Raw genomic sequence first — 16,990 nt, forward strand, 5'->3', positions numbered from 1 at the left:
TAACTAGTATATCCTATTTTTGATGGGAACCTTGCTTTGTGGAATCATTTATTTCTGATAGGTAGAAACTTTTGATAAAATAGCGTTATTTAGCAAGTGAGCGTGTAGTATAGAGGTGTAGCTAGATGTATGGACGTGTGCCTTTATGAGATATGAGAGGAGTGTTTTGAATGATGAAAAAAAGAATGAAGATGCCATTTGTTATTCTTCTGATTTTTACGATTACGATGATTGGACCGATAAATAGTGCGGGGCTTGGTAGTTGGTTTTCGACTGAGGTTTCGGCTGGGACTGGGTTATCGCTTGTGGTGGATAAGCCGAAGCAGACGGAGAATCGCCAGTTTAGTTTGACTGTAAAAGACGATACGGCGCTGAGTTATTCGGATGATCCGCCGAGTGATGAGGATGCGGTGAATGCTGTTTCTATTGCGATTCCGGTTGGGATGGTTTTGGATTTGGCGGCAACGCAGGAGCATAATGCTGCGAAAAATGCGGCGACGCTTGATTTTGATGAGGAGTCTGGGATAGCTCAGGTGACTTGGAATAGTGAAGCGACGGAGCATGTCTATGACTTACTTTTGACGGCTGAAAAGGCGCAGAGTTATGCGATGCAGGCGGTGAGATATGATGCAGAGGGTAATGAAGTGGAGTCGGGCGTTGTGACGGTTGCTGTTGAGCCAGAACAGGTGGAAGCGGTGACGCCGAAAGTAGAGGAAGAAGAGGCTGTGGCGTCGGTAATTCCAAAAGTAGCGCCAAGAATTGCGGAGGAAATAGTGACTTTTGCTGATGCTGAGGACCCGAGTGTGGCGAATGTGAGCACGCTGACGGAGTTTCATAATGCGATGATGAATAAGGATATTGCGACGATTAACGTTTTAGCGGATATTAATTATGCGGCGTTTTCTGCGGCAGATGCGAGTCCAACGAATACGGGTGCTTACTATCAAAGGATGCCAGAACGTCCGTTTACGATAAATGGGAATGGGCACACGATTGATTTTAGAAACCAGTCTTATGCACCGACAGACACGTATTCTTTGCCAAAAGTGGTGACGTTTAATGATTTGAATACGTATGGGAAAAATTACTATGGATTTTATACGGATAATTCAGCTGGTGGAACGAATGCTACGAATACGATTGTTTATAATAATGTGAACTATCGTGGTTCTCAAGCGATTCATGCTCCAGCGACCACGACTAAAATTTCTGGGAAATCATCTTTTGCGCAGACGAATAGTTATGTGAGTCCTTTTGATGGTGTGAGCTATACGACACTTGCGAATCAGACGACGTTTGCGGTCGGTGATATGAATATATTAGAGGGCGCGGATGTGAAAGTAACGAATGAATCGAGTGGCGCGATGTATATTTATACGGGCGGAACGGTAGATATTGCGGAGAACTCGGTTTTGGATATTTATACGTCGGGAACGAATTCTACGGTCGCGGATGGTGCGGTTTCAGGAATCACTAGTTACGGAAATATCAATGTACGTAATGGCGCGACGCTGAAGATGGATAATGAGGTTCCTGCAGCTGGGAAAACGGCGGTTGGCGGGATTTGGATGAACGCTGGTACGTTTAGTGTTTCTAATAATGCGAAAGTGGACATTAAGGCTCGTGGCGCGATGTATTACGGTAGCCCGTTTTATATTTATGGTGCGGGCGTCCTAAATGTTAGTGATAATGCGGAGTTTAAGCTGGAAGCGACGGATACTGGGACTTCTACGCAGGATGTTTTCAGTACGGGAACTGGTACGATTTTGATTGGCAAAGATGGTGTGTTTGATGTTAGTGCGGATGGGACGGGTGCTAAAAACCTGGTTTATCTGCGTGGAACTTCAAAATTCCAATTTGCGAATGCGAAACGTGTGGATATTAGATTTAATAATGCGAATCCCGCTGCGACGGCTCGTTTGTTGCGGATGGCGGGGAATTTGGATGTAGATGTTCAGTCGATTCAAGCCTGGAATACAAAAACTTGGACGGATGGTATGGACGATAATTCTAGTTTTCTTTGGAATCCGATGTTTCAAGTGAAAGTGACATATAGTGCGGCGAACGTAACGGCTGCAACGGGTCAATCGGTAAATGCGGCGACTAAGAATAGTTTTACAACGAACTTTAGAACGCAAAATTTCAAGCGTGTCCTTTTTGAAGGGATTCCGGATGTGGAAGTAACGATTGGGAATTTGAGTGATAATGAGGAGCGCGAAAATAGCCGAGTGATTACTGGGAAAGCGAATCCGGGTGCTTCGGTGCAACTTTCAGGTGATCCTGCGATTCCTGTTGGTACGATTGATTCACCGAATGAGGAAAACAAGACGACGAAGTTTCATTTGATTGCTGATAATGATGGGAATTATCGTTATGAGTTGCCTGCGGGGTCGTTTTTGACGGCTGGTAATACGGTGCAGATTTATGCTTTCTTGAACGGAAAGGATGCTTCGGCGCAGACGGTTGTTCAAGATGGTACGGCTCCTGAGGTACCCATTTTGGCCGCGATGAAAGATGTCGATGTGGCGGTTAGTGGGCAAGCGGAGGCTGGCACAACGGTGACGATTTATGACGCGGAGGATGATAGTGCTTTTGTGAGCGGTGTGACGAACGGGACTGGTACTTTTGCAATAACGGTTCCTGCTGAAAAACGCCCGATGACGCCGAATAAGGTATATTATGCGGTGGCGAAGGATGGGACTGGAAACACAAGTGTTGCGTCCAATCGGATGACTGTGGCGGATACAACGGCTCCGACGGCGGATGTGATTAGGCAGTTTGTAACGCTTGGTGATAAGTTCACGACGAATCCGAAGAATCTGGTGGAAAATGTGGCAGATAACGCTGGAAACGGCGATGATAATATTAGTTATGCGATTACAGAAGTACCCGATGTTTCTAAAATTGGCTATACGACGGCGACGGTGACGTTGACGGATGATGCTGGGAATGCCGCGGATTTTGTGATTCCAGTTTTCGTGCAAAATGATAGCTCGATCAAGGATGAAAATTCTTTCTTGCATGCAAATGATTTCACGGTAGCGACAGCAGACGTGCCTGTGACATCAGCTGCATTGAAAGATATGGTTTTAGAAATGGCCAATGTACAGGCGTACTTTATTCCAACGGGTGAGAGCGTGATGGCTTTTGTTCAGATGACTGGATTTGAGGCGATTACATCGACGCCTGGAAAGTATCAAGTAAAAGTAACGTTGGGTGAGTTAGAGCGTGAGATTACTGTCACGGTTTTGGCCGGAACGTTACAATTTAAATCAGCGACACCGGAAATTTCATTTGGGACGGCGGCTATTAGTTCACGCGAGCAGTTTTTGAAGCCGCAAGATGATGTGAAGTTAACGGTTGAAGATACGCGTTCGGAAGGGACTAACTGGAAACTGACGGCGCAACTTGTTTCTCCACTGGCAACGGCGGACGGTAAGGAATTAATCAATAGCTTGTTTGTTAGAAATCAGCAAGATGGGACTGTGATTATGACCCCGCTAAATGGTGTGGCAAATGAAATTTTCTCGAATACGTCGGGTTCAGATGGCGTAACGGAGATTGATTTAAATACGGCGGATGCTTCTGAGTTAGTACTCAATGTTCGTCCAGGAACGGCGCGTGCGAACAAGGAATACAGCACAACGATTCATTGGACATTGGAAGATACGCCTTGATATAGATATAAAATAGCAAAGAGTCTGGGACATAACTCAGATAAATCGGCGAAAAGCGCTCGCATTCAGGGGATTTGGCGGACTTCCGGTTCGGCTACGCAATACTTGCTACGCTTAACTTCTTACATGGTCGAGGAAACTACCCTCTCCCTGTTTTCAGTCATCACATACACCAGTATGCTCCGCTTCCGGCTTCCACCAAATCCCCTGAATACAAACGCTTTCGCTCGATTTGTATAAAGCAAAATTTTTCGTCCTACCCGAAGAAATGGGAGGGCGCTTTTGCTTTATATTGAGTTTTGTCCCAGCTTCTTTGCTATTTTGGTAGTTGAATGCTTATTTTTGTTCCCTGGCCTTCGCTGCTATCAACAGCAATCGTCATTTCGTGAAGATCGGCAATTCGTTTCACAATAGAGAGTCCAAGCCCACTACCGCCGATTTTGGCTTGACGCGAGTGGTCGGCTTTGTAAAAGCGTTCAAAAATGCGTAATTGGTCTTCTTGGGAAATGCCGATGCCGCTGTCTTGGATGGTTATTTCGGTTTGGTCGTTTTTATTTTTGGCGAGTGTCACTTGGATTGTGCCATTTTCTGGTGTGAATTTGATCGCGTTATGAAAAAGATTTTGCCAAACTTGGTAGAGTAGGGATTCATCGCCGTATATTTTGGTTGGTGTGAGATCGACAATGACGTCTAGTTGCTTGTTTTGCCACTGGGGTTCAGCGGTTAGGATCATGTCGCGGATCTGGTAGTCTAGCCGGAACTCCGTGGGATTGAGTTTGTAATCGTTTTTTTCTAGCGCGGTTAATTTGAGTAGGTTCTCGCTGATTTTGGAGAGTCTGCTCGTTTCTGCTTGGATGATTTCTAGGTAGTGGGTGCGTTTTTCGGTGCTTAGGCTGTTGTCTTGGAGTAGTTTGGTGAAGCCAGAAATCGATGTGAGTGGTGATTGGATTTCGTGGGAAACGTTGGCGATGAAGTCTTGCCGTAATGTCTCCATTTCACCGAGTTGTTCCGCCATTTTTTCGACTTGAAAAACGGTGTCGCGGATATTGCCGTCGTCCATGCGTTGTAAGGGAATTAATAGTTCGCTGACTTGAAAATTACCGCGTCCGATTTCTTCTAAGACCGAGCGGAAAATTTTGAAGTATGTTCGTTCGTGTCGGAAAAAGTAGCGACTAAGAATGAATCCGATACCAACCATGATAATGATTCCACCGGCTGCAATCGTAGCTTGTTCCCAGATAGTTGGCCAAGAGAAGTTGAATGTTGCCTTTAACCAAATGAAGATGGCGTAGGAGGCAAGATTAGACAGGACGAAAAAAGTCCCAACTAGGAGGCTGCTGCCAATTCTTTTTAGTTTCTGGATCATTTAGGATTCCTCCAAGCGATAACCAAGGCCACGAATGGTTCGGATAGAAAAACCGGAAATGTCGGTTGGAAATTTCTCGCGGAGGCGCTTGATATGGACGTCTACTGTGCGTTCGTCGCCTTCGTAATCGTAACCCCAGATTTCTTCGATGAGTTGCTCTCTTGAAAAGGTTTTATCGGGATAGCCGGCAAGACGAAATAGCAGTTGGAATTCTTTTAGCGGTAGCGTGATAGCACGGTTTTGCAGCATGACGAGCATCTCTTTTTCGTTAAGTGAGATGTTGCCGATGCGGATTTCTTGGGTCGCTAGGATTTGGTAGCGTTTCAGAAGGACGCGGATTCTTGCGACTAGTTCTTCTGGTGCAAAAGGTTTGACGACATAATCATCGGCACCGAGGCTAAATCCCTTGATTTTCTGCTCGATTTCGCCACGTGCGGTCAGAAAAATGACGGGAATTTCTTGAAAGTTTTTGATGGCGCTACATAGTTCCCAGCCGTCCATGTTTGGCATCATAATATCGATTATCGCCAAGTCGACCGTCGTTTTTTCAAGGACAGCAAGCGCATCGACTCCATCCTCTGCATTGAAAACGGTGAAGCCTTCTTTCTCTAAAAAAATGGTGACAAGTTCGCGAATATTGCTATCGTCATCTACCATCAAAATACGGTTCATTGTTTCCACCTCCAAAGTAGCGATATTTCCCGGGAAATATCGCTACATTTTTATTTAAGTCAATTGTTGTTCTGCGAATGTTGCGTATAGTGGGTGACTGGCAACGAGTTCGCTATGTGTTCCGCGGCCTGTGATTTCGCCGTGTTCGATAAATAGAATTTGATTCGCATTTACTATTGTGGATAGGCGATGGGCAATCACGAATGTTGTCCGGCCTTCCATCAAGTTCGCCAAGGCTTGTTGGACGATGCGTTCGGATTGGCTATCAAGGCTCGCTGTAGCTTCATCCAGCATCAAGATTTTTGGATCGCGAAGGAAAGCTCGAGCAATCGCGATACGTTGACGCTGACCGCCGGAAAGTTTCACGCCGCGTTCGCCGACTTCGGTATCTAGTTGGTTTGGCAGTTTTGCAATGAAGGTATCAGCGTAGGCTAGTTTGGTAACCGCCCACAGATCGTCATCGCTGAATTCTTTATCTAAACCATAACATAAATTGTCGCGAATGGTGCCTGAAAGCATCGCGCTTTCTTGGGAAACATAGCCGATTTGACTACGCCAAGAATGAATCGAAATCTCGTTCAACGGTTGGTCACCAACTAGGATTTCACCAGAACTTGTCTTATAGTAACGTTCGAGAATCGCGAATAAGGTTGATTTACCGCCACCACTTGGTCCAGCAAACGCGATAACTTCGCCAGGTCTGGTCTCAAATGAGATATCTTGCAAAATAGGTTCCTCTTCATTATAGGAGAAAAAGAGATTATTTGCAGTAATTTTCTGGCCGCTAACATCAACTGTATCGCCATCATAAATATTTTCTTCTTCGTGATCCAAAATTTCAGAGATACGTTCTGTGGCACCTTTTGATTTTTGGAGTTGGGTGAAGAAGGTGACGAAAGATGTGACGGGAACGATAATTTGGAACAAGTAAAGCAGGAACGCAATCAGTGTACCAGTAGAAAGTGTGCCGGCTGAGACGCGAATACCGCCGTAGCCGATGATTCCAACGATGACACCCATCACGACGAATAGCATCAACGGTCCGATGACAGCTGTTACTTTGGCTTCGCGGACGCCGAATCTTAGTAAGCGCGTGATGCCAGATGTGCCGTCATTGATTTCTTTTGCTTCTGCATTAGACGATTTGACAAGGCGTACTTCGGATAATGTTTGGCTAATAGAGCCCGTGAAGTCGGCGGTTTCTTTTTGCATACCGCGGGATATTTTGAACATTTTTTGGCCAAGTGGTGCGATAATAACGGCTGTAATTGGAACGGCAACGATGAGTAGCAATGTCATTTTCCAGTCCATGACGAACAGGATGGCGATAGCGCCGATAACAGAGATGACGCCGGTTACGAATTGCGGCAGGCTGTCAGCGATGAGCTCTTTGATAACAACTGTATCGTTAATCATCCGGCTGACCATTTCACCAGACTTAGTATTGTCAAAATAGGATACTGGCAAATTGAGCGTTTTTTTCCATAGTTTCTCACGCATCGATGCGACCATTTTTTGACCCATTAAGTTGAGTAGGAAAATTGCAAAACCGTTTGTCACGGCTTGGAGTATAAAGACGGCGACGATGGTTGCAATCATTTGCCAACTCAGTGAGGATGGTGAAAAACCGTCAATCAGATTTTTTGTGAATAGCGGGATTAGTAGTCCAGCCGCGGTTGTGACTAGACTTGCTAAAAAGCCACCGATAATGACTGCTTTTGACGGTCTAGTTGAGATGAGTAGTTGGAAAAACTGTTTCCAGCTATAGGATGACTTTGATTTTGATTTCTTTTTCATGTTTTTTCCATTCCTTTCGATGTTACGGTATCTTTGTGAGGTTTCCCTCCTGCCACTCTAATATAAAGCATGATTGTGAATGGAATATGAACAACTTCGAATGTGATAAAAACTACATTTATTGTGCAATATCATAATTGTTAATAAAATGAACTAAAATTCTTGTTTTGGGATTTTGTATGGCATATATTTTACTAATCAGGCTCTAAAATCATCTTTTTGATGGATAATGTGTCTAAAATATAAAGTTTTCAGCGGTAATATGGTGGTCATTTTTAGTTATCATATGTTATAATTCAGAGATACATCGATTGGAAAGTGAGAAGGAGAGCCTATGCTATTTCTAAAAGAAGGAAAATCAAGTATTACTGTAACTAAATTAATAGAGTACTGTTTTGAGCATCCGGATTATAATAAATATTGTTCCGTAAGTCGGACGAAAAAAGGCGATATTTTACGAAATAAGCAAGACAAAGAATTCAAAATATACTTTATTTTGAGTGGTATTTATGGCGTGGTGATACAGGATGAGAAGCCAAAAGGTGGTATTACGCGTTTTCTAGGGAAGTATGCTTGTTTCGGGTTGCACCATATCTATTATGAGAATTGGGAGCCGAGTCAAATGTTGCTGAGCTTGGGACATGGTGAAATTATGGAAGTGGATAGTACATTTTTGTTTTCAATTTTAGACGAACATGAACAAGAAGGCACGTTCTTCATGGCGCAGTATTTGGCGGAAGAGCTACAGGAATATCAATTTTTCTGCAAACTTACTTTTTTAAAGAAGGAAGAGCGGATTAGGAAGGTCTTGCTGAAAACGGGGCTTGAGCTGGGAACGGAAACTGAGGATGGTATTATTTTGCCGAGGCAGCTTACGCAAGAAATTCTGGGAAGATATACGAATACGTCGCGTGAATATGTGGCGCATACGGTGATGAATCTGATTGAGGCGGGAATTCTCCGCAATCGGCCGAAGCCATTACTTATCGTAGACAAAAGTAAATTATAGAACGTTGCTGGGCATGACGCGAATGTTGTGCCTATTTTTTTGAGGAAAAGACAGTTTATGAGACATTTAGTGGTAAAAGGTATACAATAAAGTGGAAGTTATGAAAGCGCTTGATGCGTATGAGGAGGATGAACATGAAATTTTTTATTGATACTGCAAATGTAGAGGAAATCCGCAAGGCTAACCGAATGGGATTCATTGCTGGGGTAACGACAAATCCGTCATTGATAGCGAAGGAAGGTCGGGATTTTAACCAAGTTATTGAGGAAATTACGTCGATTGTGGACGGGCCAATTAGTGGTGAAGTCGTGAGTTTGGAAGCGGACAAAATGATTGAAGAAGGTCGCGTGATTGCGAAAATCCATCCGAATATGGTGGTTAAGATTCCGATGACGGGTGAAGGTTTGGCTGCGGTTGCGGTGCTGAATAAGGAAGGTATTAAGACGAACGTGACGCTTGTTTTCTCGGCAGCACAGGCTCTACTTGCGGCACGAGCGGGTGCTACATATGTTTCGCCGTTTTTGGGACGCTTGGACGATATTGGCTCGGATGGCTTGATTTTGATTCGCGATATTGCAGAAATTTTTGAGGTACATGATATTGATACGGAGATTATTTCGGCGAGTGTGCGTCATCCGATTCATGTGATTGAGTGCGCGCGTGCAGGGGCGGACATTGCGACGATACCGTTTAAAGTATATGAGCAAATGTTGAAGCATCCACTTACTGATTCAGGAATTGAGAAATTTTTGGCGGATTGGGAAGCGACGCAGAAATAATGAATAAACAGTATAACGTGAAAGTAGCGCATCAACCGACGGATACAAGTCCACTATTTGTGAATAAAAATGAGGATTTGTGGATTGGCGAGCGTGATGGGAATACCGGCTGGGTTTCTTGCACGACAAAAATGTCTGGGAAAACTGGTTGGGTTCCTGAGCAGATTTTATCGCGTGCCAGCGCAGATTCTAAATCAGGGACAGCAAAAGAAGATTATTCGGCGCGTGAGTTGGTGGTGAAGGCTGGCGACAAAGTGGAGAGTAATCGCGAGCTAAACGGCTGGGCGTGGTGTATTGATGAGGATGGCAATGCAGGGTGGTTGCCACTTGAAAAACTGAATTAAAAATGAAGAACAAGCCGCGGATCAGGATGGCTTGTTCTTCGTTTTGAGATGGGAGATAATTTTGCGACGGGCATCTTCGCCTTCTGGAATCGGATATAGCGGGAAGATGTGAGGATAGCTTGGATACTCGTAGTAAGTGGTGTTTTCTGTGTTTTTCTCGGCAAAAAGGCGCGTGTCAGGATTCGTTAAATCACCTGTGCTACTAAAAATGATGCATGGTGCGGTGTGTGTGAAATCGCCGAAAAGTGGGCTGATAATAGGACTTTGTAACGTGTGGGTGCCGCGATACCATTCGCCGATTTCTTTTAGAGCGGGTGTGCCAACAATATAGTCTTTTTCCTCGATGGAAGCAATGTCGGGGTTCGTGAGGTTGAGATCGACGACTGGTGAAATCGCGATGATTTGTTTTGGTTGTGGCAGGTCTAATGTTTGCAAATAGTCGCTGAAGGTTAGCGCAATATTGCCGCCAGCAGAGTCGCCCATGATGGTGATTGTTTCTGGTTGCTGGTCTTTTAGAGCATTTTTATAAATGGTTGTGAGGTATTGCATAACAGTGTCGACATGGTACGCTGGTGCTAACGGATAAAGTGGAACGATGGCTTTGCTGTGCGTTTCTTCGACTAGTAGCTGGATGAAGTCCCAGTGTAAAGAGCTGATGGGAAGCACGAAGCCGCCACCTGCAAGATAGATAATGAGGTTTGTCGTATCGGATTTTGGAGATATCTCGTATACATCGAAGCTTTCGACTTGATGGGAAGTCACCACGCAAGATTCACGCAATTTTTTGGATGGGCGGGCTAATTTGCTTTGTTTTTTGGCGATTGCGGTTTTGAGCGCAGGGCCTCGGAGATACCAGAGCTTGTTTATTTTGCCTACTTTTGCGATGGTTTGGATCATTTTTAGTTGGATGCTGGTTTTCATTGGGGTTACGCTCCTTTAAATGTTTGGTAGTTAGTATAGCACGCGTGGTAGAATAGAAGCAAGGAACGGAGGCGGTCAGGATGAAGGACGAATTACTGCAAATACCTGGGATCGGCAAGCGCTTGAGTGAGGCGCTACACAATATTGGTGTTTCTAAAATAGCGGATTTGAGAGGGAAGAACCCACTGCATTTGTATGAATTGATGTGTGAATTTGAGGGCGAGCGGGTCGATCGATGCGTACTGTACACGTTTCGCTGTGCGGTTTATTTTGTGGAGACGGAAGATCCCGATCCGGCGCTTTTGAAGTGGTGGAATTGGAAGGATCGCGTGTATCCTGGGGAGGTGGAATGATGGGAACCTTAGCAGAAAGCTTGACGAGCAGCGAACGAATTGTGTTTTTGACAGGTGCCGGTGTTTCGGTACCATCGGGAATCCCGGATTATCGCTCGAAAAATGGACTTTATACGGGGCGGGAAAATCCGGAGTATCTGCTGAGTGCGACGTGTTTATTGAACGAGCCCGATAAATTTTATACATTTGTGCGGGATAATATGTACTATCCAGACGCCGAGCCGAATGCGATTCATGAAAAAATGGCGGAGATTGAGCGTCGCGCGGGAAAACAAGTGACGATTGTGACGCAAAATATCGACGGTCTCCATGCAAAAGCGGGATCGCGCAACGTGGTGGAATTTCACGGCAGTTTATATCGCTGCCACTGCCAGAAATGTGGTATGACGGTGCGCCCAGAGCAATACTTGGAATTAGATAAACACGAAAACTGCGGCGGCATCATTCGCCCAGAAGTCGTACTATACGAAGAAAACTTGCCAGAAGACGCAATAAATGGCGCGCTAGCAGCAATCACAAAAGCAGATTTGATCGTCATTGTAGGAACCTCATTCAAAGTGAGCCCATTCTGCAATCTAACAGACTATCGCAAAAGCGGAAGCACGGTGTTCGCAGTAAATCAAGAGCTACTACACCTACCATTCCAATACACAATGATCCAAGACGACGCTGTCAGTATTTTTAAAGAATTATGATTTCTTGCAGAACCCTAGCGAATCATGGTAAAATTTTAAAAGTACGGACAAACTCGAAATGAAACTGGGTTAATGTTTTTATCTTTTTGGGTAGAAACAAGACTACGCTTTACTTCGGGTATGCGCCGCATTAAGAAAAGGAGTGGATGGTTGGATGAACCCTGACCCCGAGAGTCAGCAGATTATTGTACAATTAATTCTTATTTTGGTGTTGACGTTACTAAATGCGTTTTTTGCTTCGGCGGAAATGGCTTTGGTATCGCTTAACAAAAACCGCGTCAGATCACAGGCGGAGCAAGGGGATAAGAAGGCCCAGTTGCTTGTGAAAATGATAGATGATCCGAGCCGATTTATCGCGACAATTCAAGTTGGTATTACGCTTGCTGGATTCTTTTCCAGTGCGGCGGCAGCGACGAGTATTGCCTCAGTTCTAGGAACGCGATTTGGTGGGACTGCTTTTGCAAATGAGATGGCTGTAGTCGTTGTGACGATTATTTTATCTTATATCACGCTTGTATTCGGTGAGCTTTATCCGAAGCGCCTTGCCTTGCAAAAAGCGGAAACGATATCTCGTTTTTCAGTACGGCCAATCATGATTATCAGCACTGTTTTAGCACCTTTCGTTAAATTTTTGTCGTTCTCAACGAATGTTCTTGTGAAAATAACGCGCATGGACAAAAATGAGAACACGGAAAAAATGACGCGTGAGGAAATGCAGCTGATTATTGAGACTGGTAGACGTGATGGTGCCATTGAAAAAGCGGAACTCGACATGCTTCGTGGTGTTTTTGAAATGGACACGATTTATGCGAAAGAAGTTATGGTGCCGCGGACGGATAGCTTTATGATCGATGCGAATGAGGATTCTGGCATATTGGTCGATAAACTTTTGGAGCGTAATTATTCGCGTATTCCGGTTTATTTGGATGATATGGACTCGGTGTATGGTATTCTGCATATGAAAGATTTATTTTTGGCGGCGAGGAAGCAAGGTTTTGAGAATATCGACGTGAAACAGTTAGTAAAAGAGGCTTTTTTTGTGCCAGAGACGATTTTTGTGGATGATTTATTGAAAGCAATGCAAAAATCGCATAACCAAATGGCAATTTTGATGGATGAGTATGGCGGAGTTGCGGGTATCGTGACGGTGGAGGATTTATTGGAGGAGATTGTTGGCGAGATTGATGATGAATTTGATGCGTTGTCTGACGAGGTGAAGCAGTTGGATGAGCACACATTTATTGTTGAGGGACGTATGCCGATTGATGATTTCAATGAATTGTTTCACGTGGAACTTCCTGATAAGGGGATAGATACGGTTGCGGGCTTTGTTTTGACGCAGTTAAAGACGATTCCAGATGATGGTGAAGAGGCTGTTTTGGAATATGAGAATTTAACTTTTGTTGTGACGGAGATTAAGGATTCACGTGTCGTCACAATACGAGTGGAGATAGAAAAAGACAAAATCACAGAGCAAGAAGAAGATAAGTAATAAGGAGTGCGTTTCAGGGTGATGTCCCAGAGACGCCTTTTTTAGTCCAGACAGATGGGAGGAATGGTTAAAATGGGAACTTTAGTTGGTGGTAGTCGGCATACGGTTGGGTTGCAAGTGGATGGGGCTGTTGTTGCGACTGGTGATAATAAATTTGGACAATGTACGCTTGAGAAATGGCGTCATATCGTGGATGTTGCAGCGGGGAATGTACATCGGGCAACTAATACCGGCAATACTCATACTGTTGGGCTAAAATCAGATGGTAGCGTGATTGCGGCTGGGTGGGATAAGCATGGACAATGTGCTGTTGATGACTGGCGTGATATTTCAGCAGTGGCGGCTGGATGGTGTCGAACCATTGGTCTGAGGCGTGATGGGAGTGTGATTGCTATTGGGCGAAATAATGAGGGCGAGTGTGACACATCTAGTTGGCAGAACATCATCGCTATTTCGGCTGGCGACTGGCATACTGTTGGACTTGCGAGAACTGGCTCTGTGGTGGCTATTGGTAATAATCGATATAAACAGTGTTCGGTGCTTGATTGGAAAAATATCATAGCTATTGATGCGGGGTACCTTCATACGGTGGGCTTGCGCAGAGATGGTACGGTCATAGCTACTGGGCAGAATACGGATGGTCAATGTGATGTAGCGGATTGGCGTAGCATCGTGGCGATAGCTGTTGGAAGTAAGCATACGGTTGGGATTCAGGAGGATGGTACTGTTGTTGCGGTTGGCGATAATCGATTTGGCCAGTGTGATGTCATTAGTTGGCGCGATATCGTGGCGATAGCAGCTGGTTGTGGACATACGGTGGGTTTGAAAAAAGATGGTACACTGTTGGCTATCGGTGATAATAGTTATGGGCAATGTGGTGTAGGGGGGTGGCATAATATCCAAATGCCGATTGTATAGTTCGTTGCTCCATCTAAATGACATTTTTGGGACTTGAGAAGTGCTTATATTATCGGTATGATGATGGTATAGATGAAAACGGAGGTGCGTGGCTTGTCGAATATTAAGGATATTGCAAAATTGGCGGGGGTTTCGGTGACGACGGTTTCGCGGGTTTTGAATGAACATCCGTATGTAGCGGAGGAAAAACGTAAGCGTGTTCAAGAGGTGATGGTGAAGCTTGATTATAGCCCGAATCGGAATGCGGTAGATCTGAGTCGTGGACGGACGAATACAATTGGTTTTGTGTTGCCGTATAATGATCATCCGTGGTTTGATAAGGTGATGAATGGTGTGCTGGAAGCGGCTTTTTCGAAATGTTATTCGGTTGTGATTTGTCCGACGGGATATGATCGGGGCGAGGAGGAGCGGTATTTGCGGATGCTAAAAACGAAGCGGATTGATGGGCTGATTATTGCGTCACGGGCGAATGATTGGGACACGATTGCGCCGTATGCGAATTATGGGTCGATTGTGGCTTGTGAATACATAAATAATCCGCTGATTTCGTGTGCGTACGTGGATCAGTTACAGGCGTACACGGATGGATTTCAGATTTTGAAGGACGCGGGGCACGTGCGTGTGGGATTTACGGTTGGGCGTGAGGAGCAGTGGAGCAATAGTACGAAGCTGAAAATGATGGCGTATGAGACGGTTTTCGGGGAGCTGGATGCGGCGCTTGTTTTGCAGGCTTGTTATGATGTAGCGGACGGGAAACGTGCGGCGGAGGCATTTTTGGCTTTGGCGGAACCTCCGACGGCGATGTATGCGAATGGGGATGAGGTTGCGGCTGGGATGCATTATTATGTGACACATCGGGGTCTGGACGTGCCGCGGGATATCGCGATTTTAGGTGAGGAGAATTTGGCAATTGCGGATGTGCTGGATATTTCGACGGTGGATAAGAATTTGCGGGAGATTGGAAAGTGCGCTGTAGAGCTATTTTTGAGTGGAAAAGTGGAGAAAAAACTGGTGGAGCACAAAATTATTATGCGAAATTCGATATAATGGCTTGACCTGAAACGCATTTCATCGTTTATCTTTAGTGTAGAGATTAGAGGAGGCGATTGGGATGCGTGTGGAAGGTATGTGTAAGGTGACGGCGAATTTTGGGATGGAGTTTCAGTACGGGGAATTTTATTTGGAACGGGATTATCTTGTTTTTGATCGGAATTATAGCTTGGGCTTGAAAAAGCGGCAGACGTTTCCGATTGTGAAATTGACGGATATTGTGGTTACTCCGCAAGATGGACGGCTGTACGTGACGTTTGCGTGTGGGGATATGAGTTTTGAGTTGGATGAGGCTGTGGACGGTGATTTGGCTATGTTTGCACGCGAATTAAGGACGGCGCGTTATGGTGTGAAACCGGAAGTGCAGCGTTTTAAATATGAGAAGAGACGGCAGTATACGACGCATCACCAGTATCATTTTGTGGAGTGAGCGGCGAGAGGAGCGGTATTTTGGTCTATAAAACGGTGATTTTTGATGTGGATGGGACGCTTTTGGATACGGAACGTGTTGTTTTACAGGCATTACGTGCGGCTTTAGGGAATGTTGGCTTGCATTATGAGTTGGATGATTTGCGATTTGCGCTTGGGATTACAGGTGAGAAGGCATTGGAGCAACTGGATGTGAACAATCGGGATACGGTGATGGCGGACTGGTTTGCGATGGAGGCGAGGCTGAATGAGGAGGTTGAAATTTTCGACGGAATTGTGGAGGTTTTGGCTGAGTTGGACGGGATTGGAGTGGTGACTTCGAAAAATGCGGGCGAGATGGAGACGGGGTTTTATCCGTTTGATTTGGCGCAGTATTTTGACGCGATTGTTTGCGCGAGTGATACGGAGAATCATAAACCGCATCCTGATCCACTTTTGCGATGTATGGAATTGCTTGGCGCTGATCCGGCGACGACGCTTTATGTTGGGGATGCTACATATGATATGAGATGTGCGCACGCGGCGGGTGCAGATTTCGGGCTGGCGTTGTGGGGTGCGAAGAAGACGGATGGTTTTGCGAACGCGAATATTGTTTTGGAGAAGCCAAGTGATATTTTGAAGTATGTATGATATAAAAAAGCTAAGGCGTGCCTTAGCTTTTTTTGTGTGTCTAGAAATCGATGTTATCTGGATCTGGGCCGACGCGGAGGTTTTGATTGAGGGCATCGATTTTTGTGAGTTCTTCAGGGGTTAATTCGAAGTCAAAGATATCCATGTTTTCGGCGATGCGGTGGGCTTTTGTTGATTTTGGGATGACGATGATGTCGTTTTGTAAGTCCCAACGTAGGATGACTTGGGCGACGGTTTTGCCGTGATGCGACGCGATTTCTTGGAGTGTTGGGTTGTCGAACAGGCCGCCTTGCATGAGTGGGGACCAGGCTTCGACGCGGATGTTGTTTTCGGCGCAATACGCGATGAGGTCTTTTTGTGTGAGTTGTGGATGGAGCTCGATTTGATTGATGACGGGCATGATGGTGGCGTGTTTTTTGAGCGTTTCGAGATGGTGAATCTGGAAGTTGCTGACGCCGATTGCGCGGATGCGGCCGTCTTTGTGGAGTTTTTCAAGGGCGCGCCAGGCGTCGATGTATTTGCCTTCCACTGGCCAGTGAATGAGATAGAGGTCGAGATAGTCGAGTTCCATTTTGCGCAGGGTTTCATCGAATGCGGCGAGTGTTTCGTCGTAGCCGAGATCGGCGTTCCAGACTTTGGATGTGATGAAAAGTTCTTCGCGTGGGACGCCGGATTCGCGGATGCCTTGCGCGGTGCTTGCTTCGTTGCCGTAGATGGCTGCTGTGTCGATGCTGCGGTAGCCGAGTTGGATGGCTTCTTTGACGGCGGACACGAGTTCTGCGCCTTCTTCTACTTTAAATACGCCGAGTCCGAGGACGGGCATGTCGATTCCATTTGCTAATTTGACTGTTTTCATTT

Annotated in this window: 16 protein-coding genes; 11 read left to right on the forward strand and 5 right to left on the reverse strand. The window is 45.4% G+C overall.

Annotated elements, in window-relative coordinates; genetic code table 11:
• Positions 1-170: 170 nt before the first annotated feature.
• Positions 171-3,677, forward strand: a complete 3,507-nt coding sequence (locus tag HCJ66_RS11640; RefSeq protein ID WP_187133280.1) for a pectate lyase-like adhesive domain-containing protein — start codon at positions 171-173, stop codon at positions 3,675-3,677.
• A 316-nt stretch (positions 3,678-3,993) separates the two neighbouring features.
• On the opposite strand, the gene HCJ66_RS11645 is transcribed toward HCJ66_RS11640, so the two are convergent.
• From HCJ66_RS11645 to HCJ66_RS11655, 3 genes are read right to left on the reverse strand one after another with little or no spacing between them, the layout of a single operon-like run.
• On the reverse strand, positions 3,994-5,043 hold the full coding sequence (locus tag HCJ66_RS11645; RefSeq protein WP_187133281.1) for a sensor histidine kinase: 1,050 nt from the start codon (positions 5,041-5,043) through the stop codon (positions 3,994-3,996).
• Positions 5,044-5,715: a response regulator transcription factor gene (locus HCJ66_RS11650; protein ID WP_187133282.1), complete on the reverse strand. Its 672-nt coding sequence runs from the start codon at positions 5,713-5,715 to the stop codon at positions 5,044-5,046. It abuts the gene before it with no gap.
• 54 nt (positions 5,716-5,769) lie between these two features.
• Positions 5,770-7,512, reverse strand: a complete 1,743-nt coding sequence (locus HCJ66_RS11655; protein WP_187133283.1) for an ABC transporter ATP-binding protein — start codon at positions 7,510-7,512, stop codon at positions 5,770-5,772.
• A 334-nt stretch (positions 7,513-7,846) separates the two neighbouring features.
• Between HCJ66_RS11655 and HCJ66_RS11660 the strand changes: the two genes are divergently transcribed.
• The 3 genes from HCJ66_RS11660 to HCJ66_RS11670 all read left to right on the forward strand — a co-directional run bounded on the left by HCJ66_RS11660 (position 7,847) and on the right by HCJ66_RS11670 (position 9,644).
• On the forward strand, positions 7,847-8,521 hold the full coding sequence (locus HCJ66_RS11660; protein WP_187133284.1) for a Crp/Fnr family transcriptional regulator: 675 nt from the start codon (positions 7,847-7,849) through the stop codon (positions 8,519-8,521).
• 134 nt (positions 8,522-8,655) lie between these two features.
• Positions 8,656-9,300 carry a fructose-6-phosphate aldolase gene (gene fsa, locus HCJ66_RS11665; RefSeq protein ID WP_187133285.1) on the forward strand — a complete coding sequence of 215 codons (645 nt, stop codon included), beginning with the start codon at positions 8,656-8,658 and terminating at the stop codon, positions 9,298-9,300.
• Positions 9,300-9,644: an SH3 domain-containing protein gene (locus HCJ66_RS11670; RefSeq protein WP_187133286.1), complete on the forward strand. Its 345-nt coding sequence runs from the start codon at positions 9,300-9,302 to the stop codon at positions 9,642-9,644. Before fsa ends, HCJ66_RS11670 begins: the two co-directional genes overlap by 1 nt.
• Positions 9,645-9,665: 21 nt before the next feature.
• Here the strand turns inward: HCJ66_RS11670 and HCJ66_RS11675 are convergent, their stop codons facing one another.
• The gene (locus HCJ66_RS11675) at positions 9,666-10,565 is read right to left on the reverse strand and encodes an alpha/beta hydrolase fold domain-containing protein (protein WP_187133287.1); all 900 of its coding nucleotides are present in this window, start codon (positions 10,563-10,565) and stop codon (positions 9,666-9,668) included.
• 80 nt (positions 10,566-10,645) lie between these two features.
• On the opposite strand from HCJ66_RS11675, the gene HCJ66_RS11680 reads away from it, so the two are divergent.
• The 7 genes from HCJ66_RS11680 (at position 10,646) to HCJ66_RS11710 (ending at position 16,132) form a co-directional block, all read left to right on the forward strand.
• Entirely contained in the window at positions 10,646-10,918 is a 273-nt protein-coding gene (locus HCJ66_RS11680; protein ID WP_187133288.1) for a helix-hairpin-helix domain-containing protein, read from the forward strand.
• Entirely contained in the window at positions 10,918-11,613 is a 696-nt protein-coding gene (locus tag HCJ66_RS11685) for an NAD-dependent protein deacylase (protein ID WP_187133315.1), read from the forward strand. The genes HCJ66_RS11680 and HCJ66_RS11685 overlap by 1 nt, the downstream gene beginning before the upstream one ends.
• 154 nt (positions 11,614-11,767) lie before the next feature.
• Positions 11,768-13,105 carry a hemolysin family protein gene (locus HCJ66_RS11690; protein ID WP_187133289.1) on the forward strand — a complete coding sequence of 446 codons (1,338 nt, stop codon included), beginning with the start codon at positions 11,768-11,770 and terminating at the stop codon, positions 13,103-13,105.
• Between the two features lie 72 nt (positions 13,106-13,177).
• Complete coding sequence (locus tag HCJ66_RS11695; RefSeq protein WP_246438659.1) at positions 13,178-14,023, forward strand: RCC1 domain-containing protein; 846 nt, start codon at positions 13,178-13,180, stop codon at positions 14,021-14,023.
• Positions 14,024-14,116: 93 nt separating this feature from the next.
• A complete protein-coding gene (locus tag HCJ66_RS11700; protein ID WP_187133291.1) occupies positions 14,117-15,070 on the forward strand; it encodes a LacI family DNA-binding transcriptional regulator in 954 nt (317 codons plus the stop codon).
• A gap of 64 nt (positions 15,071-15,134) precedes the next feature.
• Positions 15,135-15,503 (forward strand): hypothetical protein, encoded by a 369-nt coding sequence (locus HCJ66_RS11705; RefSeq protein ID WP_187133292.1) that lies wholly within the window; start codon positions 15,135-15,137, stop codon positions 15,501-15,503.
• Positions 15,504-15,523: 20 nt separating this feature from the next.
• Entirely contained in the window at positions 15,524-16,132 is a 609-nt protein-coding gene (locus tag HCJ66_RS11710; RefSeq protein WP_187133293.1) for an HAD family hydrolase, read from the forward strand.
• Positions 16,133-16,172: 40 nt separating this feature from the next.
• Here the strand turns inward: HCJ66_RS11710 and HCJ66_RS11715 are convergent, their stop codons facing one another.
• Positions 16,173-16,988, reverse strand: coding sequence for an aldo/keto reductase (locus HCJ66_RS11715; RefSeq protein ID WP_187133294.1), 816 nt, complete (start codon positions 16,986-16,988; stop codon positions 16,173-16,175).
• Positions 16,989-16,990 lie beyond the last annotated feature (2 nt).

The organism is Paenilisteria portnoyi, from assembly GCF_014322795.1.
GTDB lineage: Bacteria > Bacillota > Bacilli > Lactobacillales > Listeriaceae > Listeria_A > Listeria_A portnoyi.

Bases quoted from the DNA above. Each gene is read 5' to 3' on its own strand.
- HCJ66_RS11675 (WP_187133287.1), bottom strand. From the start codon at position 10,565: ATGAAAACCAGCATCCAACTAAAAATGATCCAAACCATCGCAAAAGTA.
- HCJ66_RS11690 (WP_187133289.1), top strand. From the start codon at position 11,768: ATGAACCCTGACCCCGAGAGTCAGCAGATTATTGTACAATTAATTCTT.
- HCJ66_RS11640 (WP_187133280.1), top strand. From the start codon at position 171: ATGATGAAAAAAAGAATGAAGATGCCATTTGTTATTCTTCTGATTTTT.
- HCJ66_RS11645 (WP_187133281.1), bottom strand. From the start codon at position 5,043: ATGATCCAGAAACTAAAAAGAATTGGCAGCAGCCTCCTAGTTGGGACT.
- HCJ66_RS11695 (WP_246438659.1), top strand. From the start codon at position 13,178: ATGGGAACTTTAGTTGGTGGTAGTCGGCATACGGTTGGGTTGCAAGTG.
- HCJ66_RS11685 (WP_187133315.1), top strand. From the start codon at position 10,918: ATGGGAACCTTAGCAGAAAGCTTGACGAGCAGCGAACGAATTGTGTTT.
- HCJ66_RS11715 (WP_187133294.1), bottom strand. From the start codon at position 16,988: ATGAAAACAGTCAAATTAGCAAATGGAATCGACATGCCCGTCCTCGGA.
- HCJ66_RS11705 (WP_187133292.1), top strand. From the start codon at position 15,135: ATGCGTGTGGAAGGTATGTGTAAGGTGACGGCGAATTTTGGGATGGAG.
- HCJ66_RS11655 (WP_187133283.1), bottom strand. From the start codon at position 7,512: ATGAAAAAGAAATCAAAATCAAAGTCATCCTATAGCTGGAAACAGTTT.
- HCJ66_RS11650 (WP_187133282.1), bottom strand. From the start codon at position 5,715: ATGAACCGTATTTTGATGGTAGATGACGATAGCAATATTCGCGAACTT.
- HCJ66_RS11670 (WP_187133286.1), top strand. From the start codon at position 9,300: ATGAATAAACAGTATAACGTGAAAGTAGCGCATCAACCGACGGATACA.
- HCJ66_RS11660 (WP_187133284.1), top strand. From the start codon at position 7,847: ATGCTATTTCTAAAAGAAGGAAAATCAAGTATTACTGTAACTAAATTA.
- HCJ66_RS11680 (WP_187133288.1), top strand. From the start codon at position 10,646: ATGAAGGACGAATTACTGCAAATACCTGGGATCGGCAAGCGCTTGAGT.
- fsa (WP_187133285.1), top strand. From the start codon at position 8,656: ATGAAATTTTTTATTGATACTGCAAATGTAGAGGAAATCCGCAAGGCT.